General features: G+C 60.7%; 23 protein-coding genes and 1 pseudogene. 15 read left to right on the top strand and 9 right to left on the bottom strand.

Annotated elements, in window-relative coordinates; translation table 11 throughout:
* Window positions 1-23 precede the first annotated feature (23 nt).
* Window positions 24-512: an Lrp/AsnC ligand binding domain-containing protein gene (locus tag ODQ19_RS03235; protein WP_003176896.1), complete on the bottom strand. Its 489-nt coding sequence runs from the start codon at window positions 510-512 to the stop codon at window positions 24-26.
* Window positions 513-668: 156 nt separating this feature from the next.
* Between ODQ19_RS03235 and dadA the strand changes: the two genes are divergently transcribed.
* The 6 genes from dadA (at window position 669) to ODQ19_RS03205 (ending at window position 6,767) form a co-directional block, all read left to right on the top strand.
* Window positions 669-1,970, top strand: a complete 1,302-nt coding sequence (gene dadA / locus ODQ19_RS03230; protein WP_116668554.1) for a D-amino acid dehydrogenase — start codon at window positions 669-671, stop codon at window positions 1,968-1,970.
* Window positions 1,942-2,295 (top strand): RidA family protein, encoded by a 354-nt coding sequence (locus tag ODQ19_RS03225; protein WP_014720472.1) that lies wholly within the window; start codon window positions 1,942-1,944, stop codon window positions 2,293-2,295. The genes dadA and ODQ19_RS03225 overlap by 29 nt, the downstream gene beginning before the upstream one ends.
* A gap of 79 nt (window positions 2,296-2,374) precedes the next feature.
* Window positions 2,375-3,448 (top strand): alanine racemase, encoded by a 1,074-nt coding sequence (gene alr, locus ODQ19_RS03220; protein WP_020302859.1) that lies wholly within the window; start codon window positions 2,375-2,377, stop codon window positions 3,446-3,448.
* Between the two features lie 116 nt (window positions 3,449-3,564).
* On the top strand, window positions 3,565-4,113 hold the full coding sequence (locus tag ODQ19_RS03215) for a cupin domain-containing protein (RefSeq protein WP_014720470.1): 549 nt from the start codon (window positions 3,565-3,567) through the stop codon (window positions 4,111-4,113).
* 182 nt (window positions 4,114-4,295) lie between these two features.
* Window positions 4,296-4,706 (top strand): c-type cytochrome, encoded by a 411-nt coding sequence (locus ODQ19_RS03210; RefSeq protein ID WP_034129081.1) that lies wholly within the window; start codon window positions 4,296-4,298, stop codon window positions 4,704-4,706.
* A 138-nt stretch (window positions 4,707-4,844) separates the two neighbouring features.
* Window positions 4,845-6,767 carry an acetyl-CoA hydrolase/transferase C-terminal domain-containing protein gene (locus ODQ19_RS03205; protein WP_330209320.1) on the top strand — a complete coding sequence of 641 codons (1,923 nt, stop codon included), beginning with the start codon at window positions 4,845-4,847 and terminating at the stop codon, window positions 6,765-6,767.
* A gap of 132 nt (window positions 6,768-6,899) precedes the next feature.
* Here the strand turns inward: ODQ19_RS03205 and ODQ19_RS03200 are convergent, their stop codons facing one another.
* Entirely contained in the window at window positions 6,900-7,472 is a 573-nt protein-coding gene (locus ODQ19_RS03200; RefSeq protein ID WP_003195447.1) for a xanthine phosphoribosyltransferase, read from the bottom strand.
* A gap of 58 nt (window positions 7,473-7,530) precedes the next feature.
* Window positions 7,531-9,540 (bottom strand): DNA helicase Rep, encoded by a 2,010-nt coding sequence (gene rep, locus ODQ19_RS03195; protein ID WP_003195444.1) that lies wholly within the window; start codon window positions 9,538-9,540, stop codon window positions 7,531-7,533.
* Window positions 9,541-9,806: 266 nt separating this feature from the next.
* Between rep and ODQ19_RS03190 the strand changes: the two genes are divergently transcribed.
* Complete coding sequence (locus tag ODQ19_RS03190) at window positions 9,807-11,471, top strand: putative bifunctional diguanylate cyclase/phosphodiesterase (protein ID WP_116668557.1); 1,665 nt, start codon at window positions 9,807-9,809, stop codon at window positions 11,469-11,471.
* Window positions 11,472-11,597: 126 nt separating this feature from the next.
* Here the strand turns inward: ODQ19_RS03190 and ODQ19_RS03185 are convergent, their stop codons facing one another.
* Complete coding sequence (locus ODQ19_RS03185) at window positions 11,598-13,001, bottom strand: NorM family multidrug efflux MATE transporter (RefSeq protein WP_034134054.1); 1,404 nt, start codon at window positions 12,999-13,001, stop codon at window positions 11,598-11,600.
* A 152-nt stretch (window positions 13,002-13,153) separates the two neighbouring features.
* Between ODQ19_RS03185 and ODQ19_RS03180 the strand changes: the two genes are divergently transcribed.
* The 3 genes and pseudogenes from ODQ19_RS03180 to ODQ19_RS28135 all read left to right on the top strand — a co-directional run bounded on the left by ODQ19_RS03180 (window position 13,154) and on the right by ODQ19_RS28135 (window position 16,226).
* Window positions 13,154-14,074, top strand: coding sequence for a LysR substrate-binding domain-containing protein (locus ODQ19_RS03180; RefSeq protein WP_014720465.1), 921 nt, complete (start codon window positions 13,154-13,156; stop codon window positions 14,072-14,074).
* 175 nt (window positions 14,075-14,249) lie between these two features.
* A pseudogene (locus tag ODQ19_RS28140) lies at window positions 14,250-15,323 on the top strand (Cache 3/Cache 2 fusion domain-containing protein); the annotation flags it as partial.
* 42 nt (window positions 15,324-15,365) lie between these two features.
* Window positions 15,366-16,226: a methyl-accepting chemotaxis protein gene (locus ODQ19_RS28135; RefSeq protein WP_442962722.1), complete on the top strand. Its 861-nt coding sequence runs from the start codon at window positions 15,366-15,368 to the stop codon at window positions 16,224-16,226.
* Between the two features lie 3 nt (window positions 16,227-16,229).
* Here the strand turns inward: ODQ19_RS28135 and ODQ19_RS03170 are convergent, their stop codons facing one another.
* The gene (locus tag ODQ19_RS03170) at window positions 16,230-17,144 is read right to left on the bottom strand and encodes an ABC transporter six-transmembrane domain-containing protein (protein ID WP_178088137.1); all 915 of its coding nucleotides are present in this window, start codon (window positions 17,142-17,144) and stop codon (window positions 16,230-16,232) included.
* A gap of 112 nt (window positions 17,145-17,256) precedes the next feature.
* On the opposite strand from ODQ19_RS03170, the gene ODQ19_RS03165 reads away from it, so the two are divergent.
* A complete protein-coding gene (locus ODQ19_RS03165; protein ID WP_330209318.1) occupies window positions 17,257-17,832 on the top strand; it encodes a TetR/AcrR family transcriptional regulator in 576 nt (191 codons plus the stop codon).
* Window positions 17,833-17,838: 6 nt separating this feature from the next.
* On the opposite strand, the gene ODQ19_RS03160 is transcribed toward ODQ19_RS03165, so the two are convergent.
* Window positions 17,839-19,335 (bottom strand): YifB family Mg chelatase-like AAA ATPase, encoded by a 1,497-nt coding sequence (locus ODQ19_RS03160; protein ID WP_116668560.1) that lies wholly within the window; start codon window positions 19,333-19,335, stop codon window positions 17,839-17,841.
* 155 nt (window positions 19,336-19,490) lie between these two features.
* Window positions 19,491-19,754 carry an accessory factor UbiK family protein gene (locus ODQ19_RS03155; RefSeq protein WP_116668561.1) on the bottom strand — a complete coding sequence of 88 codons (264 nt, stop codon included), beginning with the start codon at window positions 19,752-19,754 and terminating at the stop codon, window positions 19,491-19,493.
* 423 nt (window positions 19,755-20,177) lie between these two features.
* Here ODQ19_RS03155 and glnK point away from each other — a divergent pair, with 423 nt between their 5' ends.
* The 4 genes from glnK (at window position 20,178) to sutA (ending at window position 22,958) form a co-directional block, all read left to right on the top strand.
* A complete protein-coding gene (gene glnK / locus ODQ19_RS03150) occupies window positions 20,178-20,516 on the top strand; it encodes a P-II family nitrogen regulator (protein WP_002555808.1) in 339 nt (112 codons plus the stop codon).
* A 34-nt stretch (window positions 20,517-20,550) separates the two neighbouring features.
* The gene (locus ODQ19_RS03145) at window positions 20,551-21,888 is read left to right on the top strand and encodes an ammonium transporter (protein WP_020302863.1); all 1,338 of its coding nucleotides are present in this window, start codon (window positions 20,551-20,553) and stop codon (window positions 21,886-21,888) included.
* A gap of 209 nt (window positions 21,889-22,097) precedes the next feature.
* Window positions 22,098-22,523 (top strand): secondary thiamine-phosphate synthase enzyme YjbQ, encoded by a 426-nt coding sequence (locus ODQ19_RS03140; RefSeq protein WP_330209317.1) that lies wholly within the window; start codon window positions 22,098-22,100, stop codon window positions 22,521-22,523.
* 102 nt (window positions 22,524-22,625) lie between these two features.
* Window positions 22,626-22,958, top strand: a complete 333-nt coding sequence (sutA, locus tag ODQ19_RS03135; protein WP_330209316.1) for a transcriptional regulator SutA — start codon at window positions 22,626-22,628, stop codon at window positions 22,956-22,958.
* A 196-nt stretch (window positions 22,959-23,154) separates the two neighbouring features.
* On the opposite strand, the gene ODQ19_RS03130 is transcribed toward sutA, so the two are convergent.
* Together ODQ19_RS03130 and xerC are read right to left on the bottom strand one after the other, a co-directional pair.
* Complete coding sequence (locus tag ODQ19_RS03130) at window positions 23,155-23,850, bottom strand: HAD family hydrolase (RefSeq protein WP_330209315.1); 696 nt, start codon at window positions 23,848-23,850, stop codon at window positions 23,155-23,157.
* Window positions 23,847-24,746: a tyrosine recombinase XerC gene (xerC, locus tag ODQ19_RS03125; RefSeq protein ID WP_116666585.1), complete on the bottom strand. Its 900-nt coding sequence runs from the start codon at window positions 24,744-24,746 to the stop codon at window positions 23,847-23,849. Before xerC ends, ODQ19_RS03130 begins: the two co-directional genes overlap by 4 nt.
* Between the last annotated feature and the right edge of the window lie 2 nt (window positions 24,747-24,748).

Genomic DNA, 24,748 nt, shown 5'->3' with positions numbered 1-24,748 from the left:
GTTGACCGTGTTGTGTCAGTGGGTCAGTCAGGGATCGGCAGGTTCAGGCTCTCTTTCACCTCTTCCATCACGATATAGCTCTTGGATTCGCGCACATGGGGGAGTTTGAGCAGGATATCGCCCAGCAATTTGCGGTACGAAGCCATCTCCGAGATCCGTGCTTTCACCAGGTAGTCGAAATCACCCGACACCAGGTGGCATTCCAGCACATGGGGCAGTTTCAGCACGGCCCGGCGAAATTCTTCAAAGGTGTCACCCGACTTGTAATCCAGGCTGATCTCGACAAATACCAGCAAACTTCCCTTCAAATGCTGGGGATTGAGCCGTGCGTTGTAACCCATGATGATCCCTTCGCGCTCCAGGCGCCGCACTCGCTCGGTGCAGGGCGTGGTGGACAGCCCGACCTTTTCCCCCAGCTCCGTGAACGAGATGCGCCCGTCGGTTTGCAGGATGCGCAGGATATTGCGGTCGATCTTGTCCAGCTCCCGCTTGGTCTGGGTGTTGGTACGCATAGGGGATACGCCTCTGTCAAAAGGGTTTTTGCCAAGAATTGTCGCCAAATATAGGCATTTATATAGTGAAATGCACTGCCGATTGTTTTTTACACTGCGCCCATCATTGCTCGAATAACACACGTCAGCGGCCAAGCCCGCGATGAGGATATAAAAATGCGCGTTCTGGTCTTGGGTAGCGGCGTCATTGGGGTGACCAGTGCCTACTATTTGGCGCGGGCCGGCTTCGACGTTGTGGTGGTTGATCGTCAGCCTGCCGCTGCCATGGAAACCAGTTTCGCCAACGCCGGTCAGGTGTCCCCTGGCTACGCCTCGCCATGGGCCGCGCCAGGTGTGCCACTCAAGGCCATCAAATGGCTGCTTCAGCGCCACGCGCCGCTGGCGATCAAGGCCACTGCCGATATCGACCAATACCTGTGGATGGCGCAGATGCTGCGCAACTGCACGGCCAGCCGCTATGCGGTGAACAAGGAGCGCATGGTGCGCCTGTCCGAATACAGCCGCGACTGCCTCGACGAATTGCGCGCCGAGACCGGCATTGCCTACGAAGGCCGCAGCCTCGGGACTACCCAACTGTTCCGCACCCAGGCCCAGCTCGATGGCGCCGCCAAGGACATCGCCGTGCTGAAAGAGTCCGGCGTGCCGTTCGAATTACTCGACCGCGCCGGCATTGCCCGGGTTGAACCGGCCCTGGCCAGCGTCACGAATATCCTCGCCGGTGCCCTGCGCCTGCCCAACGACCAGACGGGCGATTGCCAGATGTTCACCACGCGCCTGGCCGAAATGTGCAAACAATTGGGCGTGGAATTCCGCTTCGAACAAGACATCCAGCGCCTGGACTACGCAGGCGACCGTATCAACGGTGTGCTGATCGACGGCAAGCTGGAAACCGCCGACCGCTATGTACTGGCCCTCGGCAGTTACTCGCCCAAGCTGCTCAAGCCATTGGGGATCAAGGCGCCGGTGTACCCGCTCAAAGGTTATTCGCTGACTGTGCCGATCACTAACCCGGCAATGGCGCCGACCTCGACCATTCTTGATGAGACCTACAAAGTCGCGATCACCCGTTTCGACAACCGCATTCGCGTCGGTGGCATGGCTGAAATAGCCGGTTTTGACCTGTCGCTGAACCCGCGGCGACGTGAAACCCTGGAGATGATCGTCAACGACCTTTATCCTCAGGGCGGCGATCTTGCCCAAGCCAGTTTCTGGACCGGCCTGCGGCCCACCACCCCAGACGGCACACCGATTGTGGGGGCCACGCCGTTCAAGAACCTGTTCCTGAACACAGGCCACGGTACCCTCGGTTGGACCATGGCCTGTGGTTCCGGTCGCTTGCTGGCCGACCTGATGGCGAAAAAAACGCCGCAGATCAGCGCCGCAGGTCTCGATATTTCCCGTTATGGCAACCACCAGGAGTCCGCACAACATGTCAATCCAGCGCCAGCTCACCAATGAGCGCATGAGCCAGATCGTTGTCCACAGCGGTACCGTGTACCTGGCAGGGCAGGTCGGCGACGACATGAGCGCCGGGATTGAGCAGCAGACCCGTGAAACCCTGGTCAATATCGAGCGCTTGCTGGACTTGGCCGGTACCGACAAGTCCAGGTTGCTGTCGGTGACGATCTACCTGAAAGACATCGACGCCGACTTCGCCGGCATGAACGCGGTGTGGGACAAGTGGCTGCCTAAAGGCGTCGCCCCGGCCCGCGCCACGGTGCAAGCCAAGCTGTGCGAGCCCGAAATTCTGGTAGAGCTGTCTGTCGTGGCTGCGCTGCCTTAACAACCATCCCTCTCCCGGTGCCGACGTTGTTGGTCGGCACCGGTTTTTTATTGACTTTGCTGCCTAGAAGCCTGCCGCCATGCGTCCAGCCCGTGCCCTGATCGACCTCCAAGCCCTGCGCCATAACTACCAATTGGCCCGAGAAGTCACCGGGGCCAAGGCCCTTGCCGTGATCAAGGCCGATGCCTACGGCCATGGTGCGGTGCCTGTGGCCCAGGCACTGGAGGCGCAAGCCGACGGGTTTGCTGTGGCGTGCATCGAGGAAGCGCTGGAACTGCGCGCCGCCGGCATTCGTGCGCCGGTGTTGCTGCTGGAAGGTTTTTTCGAAGCCGACGAGTTGCCGCTGATCATCGAGCAGGATTTGTGGTGCGTGGTGCATTCTTTGTGGCAGTTGGAAGCCATCGAGCAAGCTCGTTTGAGCAAGCCGCTGACAGTGTGGCTGAAGCTGGACTCGGGCATGCACCGTGTGGGCCTGCACCCCAAGGATTACCAGGAGGCGTATCAGCGCCTGCTGGCCAGCGGCAAAGTGGCGAAGATCGTGTTGATGAGCCATTTTGCCCGCGCCGATGAGCTCGATTGCGTCAGCAGCAACGAACAGGTAACGGTGTTTGAGGCGGCGCGCCAGGGGTTGGCGGCTGAGGTCAGCCTGCGCAACTCACCATCTGTATTGGGCTGGCCGAGCGTGTCCAGCGATTGGGTGCGCCCCGGTATCATGCTTTACGGCGCAACGCCCTTTGGCGAAGACCAGGCCATTGCGGCGCGCTTGCAGCCGGTGATGACCCTGGAGTCCAAAGTGATCTGCGTGCGTGAATTGCCGGCCGGTGAGCCGGTGGGCTATGGCGCCAGGTTCGTCACGCCCAAGCCGATGCGCATCGGCGTGGTTGCCATGGGCTATGCCGACGGTTACCCGCGCCATGCGCCCACCGGCACACCGGTGCTGGTCGCTGGCCAGCGCAGCCGGCTGCTGGGGCGCGTTTCCATGGACATGCTGTGTGTCGACCTCACCGACTTGCCCCAGGCGGGCCTTGGTTCCACTGTGGAGCTGTGGGGCAAGCACATCCTCGCCAGTGATGTTGCTGTGGCCGCCGAGACCATTCCCTATCAGATTTTCTGCAATCTGCGCCGAGTGCCAAGGCTCTATAGCGGCGCTTAGCCGCCGGCAACGAACCGAGCAGGCCGGGATTTAGGCCCAAGTGTTGTAAATACTGAACGCTGTCGCCATGATAACGCTCAATTACAACAAAGCCTGAATCCTAGGAGGCTCCTGCATTGGACGTCGGCGAACGACTGCAATCCATCCGTAAACTCAAAGGTCTTTCCCAGCGTGAGCTCGCCAAGCGTGCGGGCGTCACCAACAGCACCATTTCGATGATCGAGAAAAACAGCGTCAGCCCCTCGATCAGCTCCCTGCGTAAGGTGTTGGGCGGTATCCCCATGTCCATGGTCGAGTTCTTCTCCGAAGAAGTCCTCCAGGAAATACCGACGCAGATCGTCTATAAAGCCAATGAGCTGATCGACATCTCTGACGGTGCTGTCACCATGAAACTGGTGGGCCGGGCGCGCCCAAGCCGGGCCATCGCATTTCTCAATGAAATCTACCCTCCGGGTGCCGACACGGGCGAAGAAATGCTCACTCATGAAGGCGAGGAAACCGGGATTCTCGTGGAAGGGCGCCTGGAATTGGTGGTCGGCCTTGAAACTTTTGTGCTCGAAGCGGGCGATAGCTACTACTTTGAAAGCACCAGGCCTCATCGTTTTCGCAATCCGTTCGACGTGCCGGCGCGACTAATCAGCGCAGCCACACCCGCGAACTTTTAAGAATAGAGGCGCCCTGCCAGCGTTGCAGAGGTTCCCGCAGCTGTACACCGCGAGGCCTAATCTCCCTTTATTTAATAGGGTTGTTTCGGCCAGGCGGGCTAACCGTTATACTTTCGCCGCCTGCGAAACCGTGGCCGCAGGCGTGAATAGCCACCATTGAGGGTGAACGCGTGAACCTAATTATGAAAATGCTGGCTGCACCAGCAACCGTACTGGCCCTATGGGCTGTCAGCGCTCAAGCTGCGACCAATGATGACATTGCCAAGCGCCTGGAGCCTGTAGGCCAGGTTTGCGTCCAGGGCCAGGAATGCAAGGGCATGGAAGTTGCCGTGGCAGCCGGCGGCGGCGGCGCGAAAACCCCCGATGAGATTATCGCCAAGCACTGTAACGCGTGCCACGGCAGCGGCCTTTTGGGTGCGCCAAAAATTGGCGACACCGCCGCATGGAAAGAACGCGCCGACCATCAAGGTGGCCTCGATGGCATCCTGGCCAAGGCCATCACCGGTATCAACGCCATGCCACCCAAAGGCACCTGCGCTGATTGCTCGGACGACGACCTCAAGGGTGCGATCAAGAAGATGTCCGGGCTGTAATCGGTCGATCTTCGTCAAAAATGCCGCTTACGAGCGGCTTTTTTGTGCCCGAGATTCAGTATTCAGGCTGTTCATTGCAGCAAAGACCCGGCAAGCTCGGTCCAACCCCTAATTCATGGAATGTTCGGGAGCAGTCGGATGGTGCAGTTGTGTTCAATCGAGCAAGCAGTTGACGACGTACTGGAGCGCCTGCCGGCGCATATCCACATGGGCATGCCGCTGGGGCTGGGCAAGCCCAACCTGTTCGTCAACGCGCTGTACCGGCGCATCGCACAGTTGCCCGAACGGGCGCTGACGCTTTATACCGCGCTGAGCCTGGGTCGGCCTACGCAGGGTGATGGTCTTCAAAAGCGCTTTCTCGAACCCTTCATCGAACGCGTGTTTGGCGACTACCCCGAGCTGGATTTCCTCGCGGACCTGCACAAGGGCAGCCTGCCGAAGAATATCCGTGTGCAGCAATTCTTCATGCAGCCGGGCAGCCTGCTTCACAGCGCAGCGGCGCAGCAGGATTACGTCAGCAGCAACTACAGCCATGCGGCCCGCGACATCAATGCCGCCGGCCTGAACCTGGTGGCGCAATTGGTTGCCAGTAGCAGCGAGCATCCCGACCGCCTGAGCCTGAGCTGCAACCCGGATATCACCCTCGATCTGCTGCCCATGATCGCCAAGCGGCGCGCGGCCGGGGAGACCATCCTGGTCGTCGGCCAGGTCCATAGCGATTTGCCCTACATGCCTGGCGATGCCGAGTTGGGCATGGATGAGTTCGACTACCTGCTGGATGAAAAAGACAGCACCACGTTGTTCTCCACCCCGAATATGCCGGTGGGCTTTCAGGACCATTTTATCGGCCTGCATGCCAGCACCCTGGTGCGTGACGGCGGTACGTTGCAGATCGGCATCGGCTCCATGGGCGATGCCCTGACGGCTGCCTTGCTGGCGCGCCAGGCCGACAACGAAGCCTATCGCCTGTTGCTCACCGACTTGGATGTGTACCAGTGGGCGCCGTTGATCAGCCGCGAAGGCGGCGTCGAGCCGTTTGCCCGTGGCCTTTATGGTTGCAGCGAGATGTTCGTCAACGGCCTGCTGGTACTGGCCGATGCCGGGATCGTGCGGCGCAAGGTCTACCCGGATGTGGCGACCCAGACGCAGGCCAACGCGGGCACCCTGGACGACGCCGCGCAACCCGATGGCGTGTCGATCCATGGCGGTTTCTTCCTGGGGCCGCGCAGTTTTTACCAGCGCCTGCAGGAAATGACCCACGCCAAGCGCCAGGCATTCAACATGACCCGCATCAGCTACATCAACGAGCTGTACGGCCAGGAAGAACTCAAGCGCTTGCAGCGCCTGGATGCGCGGTTTATCAACAGCGCCATCATGGTCACCTTGCTCGGCGCGGGCGTGGCCGATCAGTTGGAAGACGGTCGCGTGCTCAGCGGTGTGGGTGGGCAATACAATTTCGTAGCCCAGGGGCATGCACTGGAAGGCGCACGCTCAATCCTGATTTTGCGCAGCTGGCGTGAGTCGGCTGGGGAGGTCAGTTCCAATATCGTCTGGGAGTATGGCCACTGCACCATTCCCCGGCACCTGCGCGATATCGTCATTACCGAATACGGCATTGCCGACTTGCGTGGTCAAACGGATGCCAAGGTGATCGAGGCGTTGCTGAACATCACTGACTCAAGGTTCCAGCACGACTTGATTGAGCAGGCGCAAAAGGCCGGCAAATTGCCCAAGGATTTTCAGCTGGATCCGCGTTTCGCCGACAACACGCCAGAGCGGCTTCAGGCGATTCAGGCCAGGCATGGTCGCCTGTTCCCGGAATACCCCCTGGGCAGCGACTTCACGGACGAAGAGCGGGATTTGCTACGAGCGCTGAACTGGCTCAAGAGCAAATTCAAGCTCACGGAGATTCTGGAGTTGGGCAAGGCGGCACTCGACGCGCCGGAGCCGGAGGCATTTGCCAAGCATTTGCAGCGCATGCGCTTGGATAAGCCGGAGGGCATCAAGGAAGACCTGTATCAACGCTTGCTGCTTGCCGGCCTGCAGGCCACCGCGGATTAAAACCCAGCGCACAACCAAGTGTGGGAGCGGGCTTGCTCGCGAAGGCGGTGGGTCAGTGATGGATGTATCAACTGACACTGCGCATTCGCGAGCAAGCCCGCTCCCACATGTTTACCCATGTTCAGGCAGACGTTATTCGATAAAGGTCACGACACCACCGGCCAGCGACTTCACCCGCGCCAGCGACTCAACCCGATAACCCTGCGCATCCAGTTCTGCACGCCCACCCTGGAACGACTTCTCGATCACAATGCCCAAGCCGGCTACGGTCGCGCCGGCCTGCTTGATGATCGAGATCAGCGCCTGGGACGCCTTACCGTTGGCCAAAAAGTCATCGATCACCAGCACGCGGTCGCTGCTGGTCAGGTGGCGCGGAGAGATCGCCACGGTGCTTTCGGTTTTCTTGGTGAAGGAATACACCGTGGCCGACAACAGGTTTTCCGTGAGGGTCAACGACTGCTGCTTGCGCGCAAAGATCACCGGCACACCCAGGTTCAGCCCGGTCATGATGGCCGGGGCAATGCCCGAAGCTTCGATGGTGACGATCTTGGTGATGCCCGAATCTTTGAACAGTGCGGCGAACTCGTCGCCGATCAGTTTCATCAGTGCCGGGTCGATCTGGTGGTTCAAAAAGGCGTCAACCTTGAGGACCTGATCGGAAAGCACGATGCCTTCTTCGCGAATTTTCTTGTGCAGTGCTTCCACGGAAAGCTTCCTCTAATGGCGCGTTGTGCGCCGAAAGTAGATTAAAAAGTAGTCGATTCTAGCGCTTTAACATCGCGCGTATATCCGCCAACGCGGTGTTGCCGCGAACGGCCTTCACCTCGGTGGGGGTGTCGTCATTGCCTTCCCAGGCCAGGTCATCTGGCGGCAGTTCATCCAGGAACCGGCTGGGGGCACAATCTATGATTTCACCGTATTGCTTGCGCTTGGCGGCAAAGGTGAAGGCCAGGGTCTGACGTGCGCGGGTAATGCCCACGTAGGCCAGGCGGCGTTCTTCCTCGATGGTGTCGGCTTCGATGCTGGAGCGGTGCGGGAGGATTTCCTCTTCCATGCCCATGATGAACACGTAGGGAAATTCCAGTCCCTTGGACGCATGCAAGGTCATCATCTGCACGCCTTCAGCGCCGTCTTCCTCTTCTTGCTGGCGCTCGAGCATGTCGCGCAACACCAGCTTGCCGATGGCGTCCTCGACGGTCATCTCGCCGTCTTCGTCTTTTTCCAGGGTGTTCTTCAGCGCTTCAATCAGGAACCAGACGTTGCCCATGCGGTAATCCGCGGCCTTGTCGCTGGAACTGTTGGTGCGCAGCCAGTTTTCATAGTCGATGTCCATGACCATGCTGCGCAAGGCGCTGATTGGGTCTTCGCCGGCGCACTGCTCGCGCACCTTGTCCATGAAGCGCTTGAAGCGTGACAGGCGATCGGTGAAGCGCGTGTCCAGGTGTTCGCCCAGGCCGATTTCGTCGGTGGCAGCGTACATCGAGATCTTGCGTTCGGTGGCGTAGTTACCGAGCTTTTCCAGGGTGGTGGAGCCGATTTCCCGGCGTGGCACGTTGATAACGCGCAGGAAGGCGTTGTCGTCGTCCGGGTTCACGATCAGTCGGAAGTAGGCCATCAGGTCTTTGACTTCCTGGCGTCCGAAAAAGCTGTTGCCGCCCGACAGGCGATACGGCACTTGGTGATGCTGCAATTTCAGCTCGATCAGCTTGGCCTGGTAGTTGCCGCGATACAGGATCGCAAAGTCGCTGTAGGGCCGGTCGGTGCGCAAGTGCAGGCTGAGGATTTCCACGGCGACGCGCTCGGCTTCGGCGTCTTCGTTGCGGCAGCGGATCACACGGATCTCGTCGCCATGGCCCATCTCGCTCCACAGTTGTTTTTCAAACTCGTGGGGGTTGTTGGAGATCAGCACGTTGGCGCAACGCAGGATGCGGCTGGTGGAGCGGTAGTTCTGCTCCAGCATCACCACTTTCAAGGAGGGGTAGTCTTCCTTGAGCAGCATCAGGTTTTCCGGGCGGGCGCCGCGCCAGGCGTAGATCGACTGGTCGTCGTCGCCCACTACGGTGAACTGGTTGCGCGTGCCGATCAGCAACTTCACCAGCAGGTATTGGCTGGCGTTGGTGTCCTGGTATTCGTCCACCAGCAGGTAGCGAACCTTGTTTTGCCACTTCTCCAGGATGTCCTTGTGCTCCTGGAACAGCTTGACCGGCAGCAGGATCAGGTCGTCGAAGTCCACGGCGTTGAACGCCTTGAGCGTGCGCTGGTAGTGGGTGTAGACGATGGCGGCGGTCTGCTCCTTGGGGTTGCGGGCAGCTTCCAGGGCTTCGGCGGGCAGGATCAGGTCGTTTTTCCAGGCGCCGATCATGTTCTTGATCTCGTCGACGCCGTCGTCGCCCGCGTATTCCTTTTGCATGATGTCGGTCATCAGGGCTTTGACGTCGGTCTCGTCGAAGATCGAGAAGCCCGGCTTGTAGCCCAGCCGCACATGCTCCTTGCGGATGATGTTCAGGCCCAGGTTGTGGAAGGTACACACGGTAAGGCCACGGCCTTCGCCACCCTTGAGCAGGGTGCCGACCCGCTCTTTCATTTCCCGCGCCGCCTTGTTGGTGAAAGTCATGGCGACGATGTACTGGGCGCGGATGCCGCAGTTCTGGATCAAGTGCGCGATCTTGCGCGTGATCACGCTGGTCTTGCCGGAGCCTGCACCGGCGAGCACCAATAGAGGGCCGCCGACGTAGTTCACGGCTTCTTGCTGCCGGGGATTGAGTCGGGACATACGGAATTTTAGGGGTCGTTGTTCAAAAGGGCGGGCATTTTAACAGGCTGGAAAGATTCTGCTGCCATAGAACGACGGTGTGACGTACCACTCGATCTAAATTTGCCGGTTTTGCTACTTTGCCGCAGGATGTGGAGGAATATCCGAGACTATTATTTACAGTCTGCGTATTTGATAACACCTATCATTTGTCATCCTTTGTCATTGTCAGGCCGCACGTCATAATGGCACCGCTAATGAAATTTTGCAGAGTCTAGGGAGTTAGCGTGTCTACGCCTGTCGAACCCTTGCGTTTGCTGCTGCTGGCCGATGAGCCCGAGTGGGCAGCGTTGTTGCGCGAGTGCCTGGCGCCGATGGGCGAAGGGGCTGTGCTGATCAGTGCGCCCAACTGGGACTCGGTAAGCCGCCTGTTCGATGACGACCAGGGTGCTGTGTTATTGACCACGCCCAGCCTGCAGCCCGGCCCCGGCCGGTGCAGCCTGCCGTGTGTATTGCTGCTGGAGCAGGAGCCACTGGTGTCGCCGCTGGGTGTCAGCGATTGGTTGGTGCTGGAGGCATTGGACGCCGACACATTGCGCCGCTGCCTGCGCCATGTGCGCGAGCGCGGCGTGCTGGAGAATACCTTGCAGCGCCTGGCCGAGCAGGACCCGCTCACCGGTATTGCCAACCGTCAGGGCTTCCAGACCTTGCTGGCCGCGCGCTTGGCGGACAACGACGGCCGCGGCCTGGCCCTCGGTCACCTGGACCTGGACAACTTTCGTCACGCCAACGATGCCCTCGGCCATCAGGCGGGCGACCGTTTGATCCTGCAAGTGGTATCGCGGCTCAAGAGCCAGCTCGAAGCCGGGGACCAACTGGCGCGCCTGGGCAGCGATGAGTTTGCCTTGTTGATCGATACCCGCCGGGCGCCCCAGCGCGCCGAGTGGATGGCTGAGCGCATCACCGAAGTGATGGCCGAGCCCTACTGGGTGGATGGCGAAAGCCTGTTGATCGGTTGCAGCCTGGGCATGGCTCATGCACGCGCCCGCGCCGGTGCCGACCCGTTGATGTGGCACGCCCATATCGCCATGCAGCAGGCCAAAAGTACCCAGGGTTGCACCTTCCATATCTTCAATGAACGCATCAACCGCAACGCCCGCAGCCTGGCCGACCTGGAAAGTGAACTGCGCCGGGCCTTGCGCCGCGATGAGTTGGAGTTGCATTACCAGCCGCGCCTGGACCTGGACGACGGCCATATCGTTGGCCTCGAAGCCCTGGTGCGCTGGCGCCACGGTGAGCGCGGCTTGTTGCCGCCCAGCGAATTCGTGCCGCTGGCCGAACAGAGTGGCCTGATCGTGCCATTGGGCTACTGGGTGATCTCCCGAGCCCTGCGCGACATGCAAGACCTGCGCGAACGCGGCCTGCCGCCACTGCACATGGCGGTCAACCTGTCGTTTCGCCAGTTCCAGGACAGTCAGTTGCTGTCTACCCTCAGCCGCCTGATTGCCGAGCGCGGCGTGGAAGCGCAATGGCTGGAGTTCGAATTGACCGAAACCGCCGTGATGCGCCGCAGCGACCTGGTCAAGCAGACCATGGACGCCCTTGGCCGGCTGGGTGTGCGGTTTTCCCTGGATGATTTTGGCACCGGTTTTTCGTCGTTTGTGCACCTCAACAGCCTGCCGATTGCCTTGTTGAAGATCGACAAGAGTTTTGTCGGCGGCATGGAAGAGCGCGAAGAAAACCGCAAGCTGGTGCACGCCATGATCAACCTGGCCCACAACCTCAACCTGGAAGTGGTCGCCGAAGGCGTGGAAACCCCTGAACAGCTTGAGCTTTTGCGCTTGTTTGGGTGCGACCAGGTCCAGGGTTACCTGATCAGCAAGCCGTTGCCGTTGCCGGAGTTGGTGGAATACCTGATGTTTGGGCAAAGCCAGCAGGCGCTGTTGGGTTGAGCTTTGTAAACCCGGTCAAGTGTGGGAGCTGGCTTGCCTGCGATAGCGGTGTGCCGGGCTAATAATTTTTAACTGAGCGACCGTCATCGCAGGCAAGCCAGCTCCCACATGGGCCGCGTGCACTCGCTAGTCAGGCAGGGCCGCTCGGAGTCCGACATCAGCATCCGGCTCCTGCCGAATCATCCGCTTCATCTTCGCCTCAAATGCCCAGGTCAGGCTCACCGCCGCGCACGCCAGGCCCAGTGCCAGTCCCCACCAGACGCCTGTTGGCCCCCAGCCCAGGGTGAACGCCATCAACCAGGCCGACGGTGCGCCAATCAGCCAATAGCAACCCAGCCCCACCAGGAAGGTGGTCTTGGCGTCCTTCAAGCCACGGATACACCCCATGGCGATGGTCTGCACACCGTCGAACAATTCAAACCAGGCGGCGACGGCCAGCAGGCTCACCGCCAGGACGATGACGTCATGGAACGCCGGGTCGTCATGGTCTAGGAACAATCCTATTAGTGGGTCGGAAAACAGCCACAGTACCGCCGCAAACCCCAGCATCACCATGGCCCCGAATCCTATGCCGACCCGCCCGGCCAGGCGTGCCTGCAGCAACTGCCCGGCGCCGTAATGCTGGCCGATGCGCATGGTCACCGCGTAGGACATCCCCGCCGGCACCATGAAGGCCACCGAGACAATCTGCAGGGCGATCTGGTGCGCCGCCAACTGCGTGCTGCCCATGGTGCCCATGCACAACGCCGCAAAGGCAAACAGCCCGACCTCTACCGCATAGGTGCCGCCAATCGGCAGGCCCAGGCGCCACAGCTCGCGCAGGTAGTGGGTATTCAGGCGCAGCAGGCCGGTGCCCAGCGGGTAGGCGGCGTAGGCGCGGTTGCTGCGGATGTACCACATCAATGCCAACGCCATGCCATTGGCGACGATGGCGGTCACCAGGCCGATGCCCATCAGGCCCAGTTTCGGTAGGCCGAACATGCCTTCGATCAACGCATGGTTGAGCAGGTAGTTGACCACGGTACCGCACAGGCTGATCACCATCACCGGAGTGGCCTTGCCGATGGCGCTGGTAAAGCCGCGCAGGGCCATGAAGCTCAGGTAGCCGGGCAGGGCAAAGGGCAGGATCGTCAGGAATTGCCCGGCTGCTTGCACGTTGGTTTCGGTCTGGCCGAACATCAGCAGTACCGGCTTCAAGTTCCATAACAGCAACGCCGCCGCCAGCGCCATCAACCACGCCAGCCACAGCCCGGCCTGGGTCAGGCGGGTGGCGCCGTCGATATCGCCCGCGCCATGGCGAATGGCGACCAAGGTGCCCACGGCTGCGATCACGCCGATGCAGAAAATCGCCACGAACGAATAGCTCGCCGCGCCCAGGCCGCCGCCCGCCAAGGCCTCGGGGCTCAGGCGCGCCATCATCAGGGTGTCGGTCAGCACCATCAGCATGTGCGCCAACTGTGAGGCAATCAACGGCCCCGATAGCCGCAGAATGGCCCAGAGTTCGGTACGTGCCGGATGTTGCATGATCATCACACTCGAATGGTCAGGAAGGTGGGGAAGGGTTGATTCTCGGCGCATTCAGCGCATTGCACAAAAGGATAAAAGCGATCATTGGCATGATTAAAACTCATGCATGAGTGATTCTGGTAGGGTTTCCAGATTGCGCAGTCGGAGCTTTCAGCATGTCTCGTCGTCTTCCTCCTCTTTATGCCTTGCGGGCATTTGAAGCCGCCTCCCGCCACCACTCGTTTACCCGCGCGGCTGAGGAATTGTCGATTACCCAAAGTGCGATCAGCCGGCATATCCGTACGCTCGAAGATTATTTCGCCTGCCGATTGTTCCAGCGCAGCGGTCGCACATTGCAGCTCACGGAAGCGGCGCGTTTGTTGCTGCCTGGCGTACGGGAAGGCTTCGCTGCCCTGGAGCGTGCTTGCCATACCTTGAATGCCGAAGATGACATCCTGCGTATGAAGGCGCCGTCCACCTTGACCATGCGCTGGCTGCTGGCGCGGTTGAGTCGCTTCCGCGCATTGCAGCCAGGCAATGAGGTGCAACTCACCAGTGCGTGGATGAGCATCGATGAAGTGGACTTCAATCAAGAACCGTTCGACTGTGCGGTGTTGCTCAGCAACGGGCACTTTCCGGCGGACTGGGAGGCCAGTTATCTGTTTGCGGAAATGCTGATCCCTGTGGGAGCCCCCAATCTGTTGGACGACGGTCCCTGGGACGTGACGCGGCTGGCAACCGCCGAACTGCTGCACCCGACCCCGGACCGCCGCGACTGGCGTTACTGGCTGCAGCGCATGGGGCTGTCGTCTCACGTTTCACTCAAGGGTGGGCAGGTGTTCGACACGCTCGAGCTGGGCATGATCGCCGCCGCCCGAGGCTATGGCGTGTCCATGGGTGACTTGCTGATGGTGGCCGAAGACGTGGCACAGGGACGCTTGAGCCTGCCGTGGCCTACGGCGGTCGCCAGTGGGGAAAGCTACTACCTGGTGTGGCCGAAAACCCGCCCGGGTGGCGAACGTTTGCGACGGCTGGCGGAATTTCTTCAGGGTGAAGTCAAGGCGATGGAATTGCCCCAAGTCGAACGCCTCGATTAACGGGGGCGGGCCGTTGGTGCAATCGTTTGCGGGATACCCCTGTGTTTCGCTCAAGTATTGCTAAATGCCGCCGAAGAAAGATGTTGGAACCATCGTGCACTACCGTTTCCCACTCGATAATTTGCCGAGCAGCGCTATGAGATCAGGATGATCCTGGCCTCGGCCAGGAGCTGTCATGTCTCAACCCCGTGCCCGGATTGCCTCCCAGTTAGGCCTTGCACTCGCCGTGATTCTGGCTGTCGTGATCAGCGGCAGTACGGTCTTTGCCCTGCGTACCCTCGACTCCGCCAACCTCGCCACCCGCGAGGAACACCTGGCCAGCGAGGCGCGTCTGCTCGCCGACCAACTCAACACCTTCCACAGCACCTTGCGCGAAAGCACCCAGCGTTTGAGCGGGCTGTTTGAAAAGCGCTTCGGCGCCGGCTTGAGTGTGCGTGCGGACCAGCCCGTGGCCGTGGCCGGCGTGCAGACGCCAAGCCTCTACCTGGGCAACGAGGTGCTGAACAACAACTTCGAAGAGGTGGATGAGTTCAAGCAGATGTCCGGCGGCGTGGCCACGGTATTCGTGCGCAGCGGCGACGACTTTATCCGCGTCAGCACCTCCCTGACCAAGCAGGATGGCAATCGCGCCATTGGCACCGTGCTCGACCGTCAGGGCGCGGCCTACCAGCGCGTTGTGAGCGGCCAGACCTACATCGGCCGTGCCGTGTTGTTCGACCGCTCCTACATGACCCAATACAGCCCCGTACGTGACAGCAGTGGGCAGGTCATCGCCGTGCTGTTCATCGGTTTCGATTACACCGATGCCCAGAACGCCCAGTTTGAAAACCTCAAGCGCTTCCGCATCGGCCAGACCGGCTCCCTCGCGCTGCTGGATGAGCAAAAGCACTGGCTGGTGCCGCCGGCTGGCGTGCAAGCGCCGGATCAGGCGATTGCGGTGATGCTCGACCTGGCGAAAAAACCGGGTGCAGGCCGCTTCTGGAGCGACAAGAACGAAGATTTCTATAGCGTCTCGGTGCCGTTCGAAGGCGGCCCTTGGGCGGTGGTAGCGAGCATGCCCAAGGCTGAGATTCGCGCAGTGACCTGGGAAGTCGGCATCCGCCTGGTGATCGGCAGCGTGCTGGCGATGTTGCTGGCAGTGGGCGCCACGGTGTGGCTGTTGCGCAGCAAGCTGGCGCCATTGAGCGAACTAGTGCGCCAGGCCCAGGCCCTGGGCGCGGGCGATTTGAGTGCGCGCCTCAACGTGTCCAGCCATGATGAGATCGGCCAGTTGGCGCGCAGTTTCAACCAGATGGGTGAAGCGCTGTCGACCATGGTGTCGCATATCCGTACCGCCGCTGAACAGGTCAACAGCCGCGCACAGGTGCTGTCGGGCTTGTCCGGTGGGGCCTATGAAGGCATGGAGCAGCAGTCCGGCGAGATCACCAGCATGGCCGGCGCGGTGGAAGAGTTCAGCGCTACCTCGCTGAACATTGCCGACAACATGGGCAACACCGAGCGCCTGGCTCAAGAGAATGCTCAACAAACTCGTATCGGCCGCACCTCGATGCAAGAAGCGTCATCGTCCCTGGAACATATCGCCACTGCGCTGAACAGCACCGCGGCAGTGATCAACACCCTGGGCCAGCGCTCCCAGGAAATCGGGGGGATCGTCGGTGTGATTACCGCCATCGCCGAACAGACCAACCTGCTGGCGCTCAACGCTGCCATCGAAGCCGCCCGCGCTGGTGAGCAAGGCCGTGGTTTTGCCGTGGTCGCCGACGAAGTGCGCAACCTGGCTTCGCGCACCCGCCAGGCCACCGATGAAATCTCCGGCATGATCCAGAGCATCCAGCAGGAAACCGGCAACGCCATCAGCACCATGGAACACGGCAATGCGCTGATGCAGGAAGGCCTGTCGCGCAACGCCGACGTGGCCTCGGCCCTGGCGCGTATCGACGAGCAAAGCCGCTCGGCCGGCCAGCAATTCGCTGCGATCACCACCGCTACCCAGGAGCAGAGCAGCACCGCGACCTTGCTCAGCAGCAACCTACAGAGCATTGCGCTGGCCAACAGCGAGCAGCGTGAAGTGGTGTCCAACCTGGCGGTTACCGCCAAGGAACTGGAGACCTTGGCGGCAGGCTTGCGCCATGAGGTGGATCGGTTTCGTTGAGGCTCAGGGCTCCCCAAGCCCTGGGTCTACGCGCTTGCCAATGTCCTTGAGCCGCGCCAGTTGGTCGACCATACCTGGCGCTTCGTCCATGCTGGTCACAAAGGTCCACAGGTAAGTCATCACCGCGTAGATGTGGCCGGCCTTGACCGCTGGGGACAAGGCCAACTGGCTGATCGCGACCACAAACAGCAAAGCTGCAAGCGTACCGAGAAACAGGTACGCCGCAGCCTCACGGTCTGAAAGCCAGATGCGCAGGCGTGACAGCACCTGGTAGTGACGTCGCAGGGTCGGCGCGCCGACTTTTTCGACCAGACCAATTTCTTTCTCCAGGCGGTTATTCAGGCGCTCGTGTAGTTCCTGATTGCGCTGTGCAAAGCGTGGCAACAAGGTGATGCACAGCAGCAGCGCGGCCAGGCAGGCCATGCCTACCCACGGCTCAATCACGATCAGCATTACTGCAGCGCCCACGATCGATACCAACGCAGTGGCGATGATTGGCACGTGCTTTTCAAAGAAGTCGACAAATTCCCGTGCCAGCACCACCCGTGCCGCCGATTTCGAGGTGCTGTGGTTCTGTTGGCGCTGGTTGAGGATGACCGGCACCGCAAGGTCGGCGTAAATGCGCGTGAACGTGCGGGTATCCAGCGCTCGCCGTGCCGCCCCGACCACCCAGAACGCCATGACCACGGCGGCATAGAACAACGCACTGGTGGCATCGCCGCGGATAATCGAGTCCACCGCGAACCCGGCAAACAGTGGGTAAGCCAACAACAGCGCGTTCTCCAGCGCCACCAGCGACAAGGTGCAAGACAGCTTGCCGGGATAGGCTTTGGCAATAGCCTTGAGGGTTTGGCTGGCAGACTGCTGGCCGATTTTCTTGCTTTCTTCGATCAGAATTTGTGGGGTGACGGATGTCATGGGTGCACCAGAGGAGTAATAGGCGCTATTATTGAGCGACTGCTCAAGTATCCTTGAGCGATCGCTCAAAAAGCAAGCGCCGCTTATCTGCTTGTGCTCGAAGGAATTGCCCATGTCGCGTACCGACCGTAAAGACCAGATCATCGCCGCCGCCCTGGAGCTGTTTCGCAGCAAGGGTTTCGCCGATGTATCCACCCGTGACCTCGCCGAACATGCCGGCTTGTCGCGCAGTCATGTCTATCACTACTTCAGCGACTGGAATGAACTGCGCCGTGAAGCCTTCGTACGCTTTGCCAATGAGCAACTGGATGAAGTGCGCGAGCCGTTGGCCGATGCGCCACCGCTGGAGGCGCTCGTGGGTTTTTTGCGCGACTGCCTGCCCAGCACCGCTGATGCCGGCTGGGCGCTGTGGCTTGACGCCTGGGACGAGGCCATGCACGACGCGCAAATGGCTCAGGCTTATCTGGTGATCAACGCCCAATGGCAAAGCATGCTTGCCGAGGTGATCGAGCGGGGCGTTGCCGATGGCGTCTTTCGCTGCGAGTCGTCTCAACGCGCTGCACGGCAGATCTTCGCCCTGGCGATGGGCTATGCCGATGACCTGATGCTCAAGCCTTCCGCAGAGTCCGCAGAAGCGGTGCTGCAAGAAGTGTTGGAAGTGGCGAGGCTGCTGCTGGATTTTGCCTGACAAGTGCTAGCCATTTGCGGCTGGTCGGTACTGCAAGGCCTCCGCCAAATGATGGCGGGCGATGCCTTCCACTTGCTCAAGGTCCGCCAGGGTGCGAGCCACCTTGAGCAATCGATGGGCTGCGCGCAGTGATAATGTCAGCCGCTCACACGCGTTTTCCAGCCAGCTTTCATCGGCTTTGGCCAACTGGCAGTGCTCGCGCAGCCGTGGCAGATCAAGGAACGCATTGGCACAACCCTGGCGCTGGTGCTGGCGTTCACGGGCTTGCGCCACCTGAGCGGACGCTTGCGCGGTGGTGTCACCGACTTGTTGGGCGGGGCTCAACGCAGTGACCTCCCGCGCGACTGTCAGGTGCAAATCAATCCGGTCCAGCAGCGGCCCGGAGAGCTTGTTGCGATAGCGTTGAATTTGTTCCGGCGTACACCGACAACGCCCACTGGGTTCGCCCATGTAGCCGCAAGGGCAGGGGTTCATCGCCGCGACCAGTTGAAAGCGCGCCGGGAAACTCACCCGGTCTCGGGCGCGGGAGATCACGATATGCCCCGACTCCAATGGCTCGCGCAGCACCTCCAGTACCTTGCGGTCAAACTCTGGCAGTTCATCCAGGAACAACACCCCGTGATGGGCCAGGGTGATTTCCCCCGGTTGTGGCTTCGAGCCGCCACCCACCAGCGCCGGCCCGGATGCCGAGTGGTGTGGCTGACGGAACGGGCGGTTAGGCCAATGACTCAGAGGGGCCAGGCTGACTACGGATTGGATAGCGGCCACTTCCAGTGCTTCCTGCTCGCTCAACGGCGGCAGCAAGCCCGGCAGCCGGCTGGCCAATAAAGTCTTGCCGGTGCCCGGTGGCCCGCTGAACAACAGGTTATGCGCGCCCGCCGCCGCGATCAGCAATGCTCGCTTGGCCGCGAGTTGGCCCTGTACTTCACTCAGGTCCGGGTAAGGCTTGTTCAGGTACAGCAAGCCGTCGGACCTGTAGGGCTCAATCGGTACGTGCCCATTCAGGTGCGCCACTACTTGCAGCAAGTGGTCCACCGCAATCACCTTCAGCCCCGACGCCAGGCACGCCTCCTCGGCGTTGGCGCGTGGCACTATCACGGTGCGCCCGGCCTTGCGCGCCGCCAGCGCGGCCGGCAATACCCCCTTCACCGCGCGTACCTCGCCGGACAACGCCAGTTCCCCAAGGCATTCCACGTCATCGAGCATCAAGGCCGGCACCTGCACACTGGCCGCCAGGATGCCCAGGGCAATCGCCAGATCAAAACGCCCGCCGTCCTTGGGCAGGTCGGCAGGCGCGAGATTGAGCGTGATGCGCCGGGCCGGATATTGCAGCGCCGAGTTGAGGATGGCACTGCGCACGCGGTCCTTGCTTTCCTTCACTGCGGTTTCGGGCAAACCCACCAAGGTGAGAGACGGCAGGCCATTGGCCATATGCACTTCGACAGTGACGGCTGGGGCTTCTACACCGACCTGGGCGCGGCTGTGGACGATGGCGAGGGACATGCTCGTTCCTTGAATGGGAGGGCCGCTTCCTGCGGTTTTTTCAAGGGTAGACGAGGCGGGATGGAGCGGGACGGGCGAGGTTTTACAGAACGTATCCGGGCGGCAACGCAAAACAAATGTGGGAGCAGGCAAGCCAGCTCCCACACTAACCGTGTTTATTCAGCAGAGGATGGCGCCAACCGTGCTTCAAGGTCAGCCACCTTCGCCTCCAGGCTCTCCAGCCGCGCACGTGTGCGGGCCAGCACCACCATCTGGCTGTCAAACTCTTCCCGGCTGACTAGGTCGAGCTTGCTGAAACCACTCTGTAGCAAAGCCTTGAACTGGCTTTCGATTTCATTGCGGGGCAGCGGGGTGTCGCCGCTGAACAGGCGAGAGGCGTGGCCGCTCAGGGCGTCGAGGAAGTCTTTGGGCGCGAGCATTGGACATATTCCGGAAAACAGTTGGGCGCCAGTGTATCACGCAGCGTCTATAGTCATTTTCACGCTCTGCTGCGCACGGTTTTCGCGCATTGGGGCGGGCGGCCGCGCACTGTTTTGATGCGCAATGCTGCCGCGCAGGCGCCCCCTAGGTGGGCACAAGCGGGCAATGGATTGATTTCAGTGGTTTTTACGGAGCTGGCAAGGTTTCTGCTTAGACGATCATGACCCATGCACTGATGCAGTCGCTGTGACGAATGCAGTGCGCCGACGGATCCGGGGTACAGGGCTCGTCACCAGTGGTTCGCTGGCGTCGCGACGGCAAATGCCGAGGCGACGATGCGTTACAAAGCCAGGCACTGCGCTTAGACTTGAGACGGGTTTGTTTTCCTGGGGCAAGTCCACCAAATTCGGGAGAGAGTTTTCATGAAGCTAGTCACTGCCATCATCAAGCCGTTCAAGTTGGACGATGTTCGCGAGTCACTGTCCGAGATCGGCGTGCAGGGCATTACCGTTACTGAGGTCAAGGGCTTCGGTCGGCAGAAGGGTCATACCGAGCTGTATCGCGGCGCGGAATACGTGGTCGATTTCCTGCCGAAGGTGAAGATCGATGTCGCCATTGACGACAAGGATCTTGACCGGGTTATCGAGGCGATAACCAAGGCGGCCAACACCGGCAAGATCGGTGACGGCAAGATCTTCGTGGTCAATCTGGAACAGGCTATTCGCATCCGTACCGGCGAAACCGATACCGACGCAATCTAAGCCGCCAAACCCCAACGCCCCAGGAGAAAACAATATGACTCTGCGTAAATTCGCAGGGCTCGGAGCCCTGCTGTCCATCGTAATGCCAAGCCTGGCCATGGCGGCAGATGAAGTGGCTGCTCCAGTCCTCAATTCGGGCGACACCGCCTGGATGCTCACTGCCACCGCGCTGGTGCTGTTCATGACCATCCCTGGCCTGGCGCTGTTCTACGGCGGCATGGTCCGCTCCAAGAACATTCTGTCGGTGATGATGCAGTGCTTCGCCATCACTGGCCTGATCAGCATCCTCTGGGTCGTCTACGGCTACAGCATCGCGTTCGATACCACCGGTATGGAGCAAGGCGTGGTCAACTTCAATTCCTTCTTCGGCGGCATGGGCAAGGCGTTCCTGGCGGGTGTCACCCCGGCCAGCATCACCGGGCCGGCGGCGCTGTTTCCGGAAGCCGTGTTCATCACCTTCCAGATGACCTTTGCCATCATTACTCCGGCGCTGATTGTTGGTGCTTTTGCTGAGCGTATGAAGTTCTCCGCGATGCTGATCTTCATGGCTATCTGGTTCACCCTGGTCTATGCGCCGATTGCGCACATGGTCTGGAGCGGCAACGGCGGCCTGATGTGGGACTGGGGCGTGCTGGACTTCGCTGGCGGCACCGTTGTGCACATCAACGCGGGTGTGGCTGGCCTGGTGGCGTGCATCGTGCTCGGCAAGCGCAAAGGCTTCCCGACCACCCCGATGGCCCCGCATAACCTGGGCTATACCCTGGTGGGCGCGGCTATGCTGTGGATCGGTTGGTTTGGCTTCAACGCCGGTTCCGCCGCGGCGGCCAATGGCACCGCGGGCATGGCGATGCTGGTGACTCAGATCGCCACCGCAGCTGCGGCCCTGGGCTGGATGTTTGCCGAGTGGATCACCCACGGCAAGCCCAGCGCACTGGGTATCGCCTCGGGCGTGGTCGCCGGCCTCGTCGCCGTGACGCCAGCGGCGGGCACCGTGGGCCCGATGGGCGCCCTGGTGATTGGTCTGGTCGCCGGAGTGGTGTGCTTCTTCTGTGCTACCAGCCTCAAGCGCAAGCTGGGTTATGACGACTCCCTGGACGCTTTCGGCGTGCACGGTATCGGCGGCATCGTCGGTGCGATCCTTACCGGTGTGTTCGCTGCCCCGGCGCTGGGCGGCTTCGGCACCGTGACCGACATCGCGGCCCAAGTCTGGATCCAGTGCAAAGGCGTGGGCTTCACCGTGATCTACACGGCGATCGTGACCTACGTCATCCTCAAGGTGCTCGACATGGTCATGGGCCTGCGTGTCACCGAGGAAGAAGAGGCGGTTGGCCTCGACCTGGCGCAACACAACGAGCGCGGCTACAACTTGTAACTACGCGAAAAAAACATGCCCGGCTTGCCGGGCATTTTTTTGTCTGGTGTTTGTCTTTGGCTAAAGGTGTATGGGTTTTTTATCAACTTTGTGATGGGATCCACACGGCACTTTTCAGAGTGCAAATGTCTTACAGGCATGAAGGCGTATTCGGCACTTTGTTTTTTCCCAGAGCGCGCTAGAATGCGCGCCGATGGGCGGAGAACTGTATGTGGCAACAGACCCTGATTACCCTGCGGGCCAAGCCCCGGGGCTTTCACTTGGTAACGGACGAGTTGCTTGCCGGCTTGCCTGAGTTGAAGGCGTGCCGTGTGGGCCTGTTGCATCTGTGGCTGCAGCACACCTCGGCCTCGTTGACCGTCAACGAGAATGCCGACCCGGCGGTTCGCCGTGACTTCGAGCGTTTTTTCAACCTGCTGGTGCCACAGGGTCGCGCAGGGTTTGAACATAACGACGAAGGTCCGGATGATCTGCCGGCGCACTTCAAGGCCAGTCTGCTGGGCTGCCAGTTGAGTTTGCCGGTCAAGGCCGGCCGCTTGGCGATAGGGACCTGGCAAGGTGTTTATCTGGGCGAGCACCGTGATCATGGCGGTGCTCGTAAAGTCCTCGCCACCTTGTACGGTGAAGAGGCATAAGCCACTGGAAACCCGGTGGATGTTGATTTTTTTCCGGCGACCTCGACAGAGGGTGAAGCTGGGCTATAACTAATCTGCTTTTCGCAAGTCATGAGGTAGAACATGAGCGACGATGATCTGGATAACGACGACCTCGAAGTAGGCGATGAAGACGACACCGAAGAAGGCCTTGAAGTAGCGGCCGAAGACGTTGCTGACGACGCCGATGACAGTGTGGGCGATGACGCGGCTCCCAAAGCCAAAGGCAAAGCCAAGGCGGCTGTTTCGGTAGACGAATTGCCGAGCGTTGAAGCCAAGAACAAAGAGCGCGATGCCCTGGCCCGTGCGATGGAAGAGTTCCTCGCTAAAGGCGGCAAAGTGCAGGAAGTCGAGGCCAACGTGGTGGCTGATCCACCGAAGAAGCCGGATAACAAGTACGGCAGCCGACCTATCTGAGGTCTGCCTCCTGCTTGTAAGAAAAAGCCCGCCGTCGCTGCGGGCTTTTTCATGCCTGGAATTAATCTTTCAGGTCAACACAAATCAAATGTGGGAGCGGGCTTGCTCGCGAATGCGCAGTGTCAGTTGATAGATTCATCACTGACCCACTGCATTCGCGAGCAAGCCCGCTCCCACATTTTTTTGACCTCCGGTGTTACTGCCAGCTGTGCAGTAACACCGGCAACTCTGTCAGGCTGCGAATCTGCGCATCCGGGCGCTTTTCACCCTCCCAGGCCTTGCCCGTGGGGTTGAACCACACCGCCCGCAGTCCCGCCTGCTGCGCGCCGGCGATGTCATCCCCAGGATGATCGCCCACATGCACCGCCGCGCTGGCGTCCACACCGCCACGTTGCAGTGCTTCATGAAACAGCCGTGCATCCGGCTTGGCGATGCCGATATCTTCAGCGCGCAGGGCAAAGTGAAAGTAGTCCGCCAGGCCCACACGCTGCACATCGGCATTGCCATTAGTGATCACGCCGAGCAGGAAGTGCTGGCGCAGCGCCTTGAGCATCGGCTCGGCTTCCGGGAACACCGTGAGTTGGTGGCGTGCCTGGATGAACGCTTCGAAGCAGACATCCGCCATCTCTGTGGCCTCAGGCTGGGGATAACCGGCCTCCTCGAATGCATGCATCAACACGCGATGACGCAGCAGGCTGATACGGTGTTTGAGTTCTGGATGACGCTGCAGCACCTGCTGGCGCAGGCTGGCGAAATGATCCAGGGGCAGATCGCCCACCTTGGCGGCGTTGGCTGCCAGCCATTCGCGCATTGAGGCTTCGGCGCTGATGATGACGGGTACGTTGTCCCAGAGGGTGTCGTCCAGGTCGAAGGTGATCAGCTTGATACTCATGAGTCGCCGCCCTTGATGCGTTTGGCCCGTGGATGGGCGCTGTCGTACACCGTTGCCAGGTGCTGGAAGTCGAGGTGGGTGTAGATTTGCGTGGTCTTGATATCCGAGTGCCCGAGCAGCTCCTGCACGGCGCGCAGGTCCTGGGAGGATTCGAGCAGGTGGCTGGCAAAGGAATGACGCAACATGTGCGGGTGCAGATTCTGCCCCAGCTCGCGCTCGCCGGCAGCCTTGACCCGCAGCTGAATCGCCCGTGGCCCCAGGCGCCGGCCTTGCTGGCTGACAAACACGGCGTCGTCTGCCGGGTTGGTCAAGAGGCGTAGCGGCAGCCATAGCTGCAAGGCTTCGCGGGCTTTCCTGCCCACGGGCAGTACGCGCGTCTTGCTGCCTTTGCCGAGCACTTGCACCAGGCCATCGGCGAGGTCCAACTGATCGAGGTTCAGGCCCGTCAGCTCCGACAGGCGCAGGCCCGAGGAATAGAACAGCTCGAGGATGGCCTGGTCGCGATGGGCCAGGAAGTCATCCTCGACGGCACCGTCGAGCAATTGCAGGGCGCGGTCGGTGTCCAGGGTCTTGGGCAGGCGCCGTTCGCCTTTGGGCGGTGACAGGCCATTGGCCGGGTCGTGGTCGCACAGGCCCTCGCGATTGAGGTAGTGATAGAGGCCGCGCACCGCCGACAGCAGGCGAGACAGGCTGCGGGAAGATTGGCCCTGCTGGTGCAATCGGGCGATCAGGCTGCGCAGGGCCTGGATATCCAGGGCTGTCCAACTGCTGACGTGCTGTTTTTCACAATAGGCCAGGACCTTGTTCAAATCCCGCCGATAAGCTTCCAGCGTGTGAGACGACACCTGGCGCTCATTGCGCAGGTGAGCGCAGTAAGCGTCCAGTTGCCGCTCCATGA

This window comes from Pseudomonas sp. AM4(2022) (genome assembly GCF_036346515.1).
Lineage (GTDB): Bacteria > Pseudomonadota > Gammaproteobacteria > Pseudomonadales > Pseudomonadaceae > Aquipseudomonas > Aquipseudomonas paracarnis.
This window is presented reverse-complemented; position numbering and strand designations above follow the sequence as displayed.

Bases quoted from the DNA above. Each gene is read 5' to 3' on its own strand.
- ODQ19_RS03180 (WP_014720465.1), top strand. From the start codon at position 13,154: ATGTCTCGTCGTCTTCCTCCTCTTTATGCCTTGCGGGCATTTGAAGCC.
- ODQ19_RS03140 (WP_330209317.1), top strand. From the start codon at position 22,098: ATGTGGCAACAGACCCTGATTACCCTGCGGGCCAAGCCCCGGGGCTTT.
- ODQ19_RS03160 (WP_116668560.1), bottom strand. From the start codon at position 19,335: ATGTCCCTCGCCATCGTCCACAGCCGCGCCCAGGTCGGTGTAGAAGCC.
- xerC (WP_116666585.1), bottom strand. From the start codon at position 24,746: ATGGAGCGGCAACTGGACGCTTACTGCGCTCACCTGCGCAATGAGCGC.
- ODQ19_RS03210 (WP_034129081.1), top strand. From the start codon at position 4,296: ATGAAAATGCTGGCTGCACCAGCAACCGTACTGGCCCTATGGGCTGTC.
- ODQ19_RS03155 (WP_116668561.1), bottom strand. From the start codon at position 19,754: ATGCTCGCGCCCAAAGACTTCCTCGACGCCCTGAGCGGCCACGCCTCT.
- ODQ19_RS03165 (WP_330209318.1), top strand. From the start codon at position 17,257: ATGTCGCGTACCGACCGTAAAGACCAGATCATCGCCGCCGCCCTGGAG.
- ODQ19_RS03205 (WP_330209320.1), top strand. From the start codon at position 4,845: ATGGTGCAGTTGTGTTCAATCGAGCAAGCAGTTGACGACGTACTGGAG.
- ODQ19_RS03185 (WP_034134054.1), bottom strand. From the start codon at position 13,001: ATGATCATGCAACATCCGGCACGTACCGAACTCTGGGCCATTCTGCGG.
- ODQ19_RS03170 (WP_178088137.1), bottom strand. From the start codon at position 17,144: ATGACATCCGTCACCCCACAAATTCTGATCGAAGAAAGCAAGAAAATC.
- ODQ19_RS03235 (WP_003176896.1), bottom strand. From the start codon at position 512: ATGCGTACCAACACCCAGACCAAGCGGGAGCTGGACAAGATCGACCGC.
- sutA (WP_330209316.1), top strand. From the start codon at position 22,626: ATGAGCGACGATGATCTGGATAACGACGACCTCGAAGTAGGCGATGAA.
- rep (WP_003195444.1), bottom strand. From the start codon at position 9,540: ATGTCCCGACTCAATCCCCGGCAGCAAGAAGCCGTGAACTACGTCGGC.
- dadA (WP_116668554.1), top strand. From the start codon at position 669: ATGCGCGTTCTGGTCTTGGGTAGCGGCGTCATTGGGGTGACCAGTGCC.
- ODQ19_RS03145 (WP_020302863.1), top strand. From the start codon at position 20,551: ATGACTCTGCGTAAATTCGCAGGGCTCGGAGCCCTGCTGTCCATCGTA.
- ODQ19_RS28135 (WP_442962722.1), top strand. From the start codon at position 15,366: ATGGGTGAAGCGCTGTCGACCATGGTGTCGCATATCCGTACCGCCGCT.
- alr (WP_020302859.1), top strand. From the start codon at position 2,375: ATGCGTCCAGCCCGTGCCCTGATCGACCTCCAAGCCCTGCGCCATAAC.
- ODQ19_RS03225 (WP_014720472.1), top strand. From the start codon at position 1,942: ATGTCAATCCAGCGCCAGCTCACCAATGAGCGCATGAGCCAGATCGTT.
- glnK (WP_002555808.1), top strand. From the start codon at position 20,178: ATGAAGCTAGTCACTGCCATCATCAAGCCGTTCAAGTTGGACGATGTT.
- ODQ19_RS03130 (WP_330209315.1), bottom strand. From the start codon at position 23,850: ATGAGTATCAAGCTGATCACCTTCGACCTGGACGACACCCTCTGGGAC.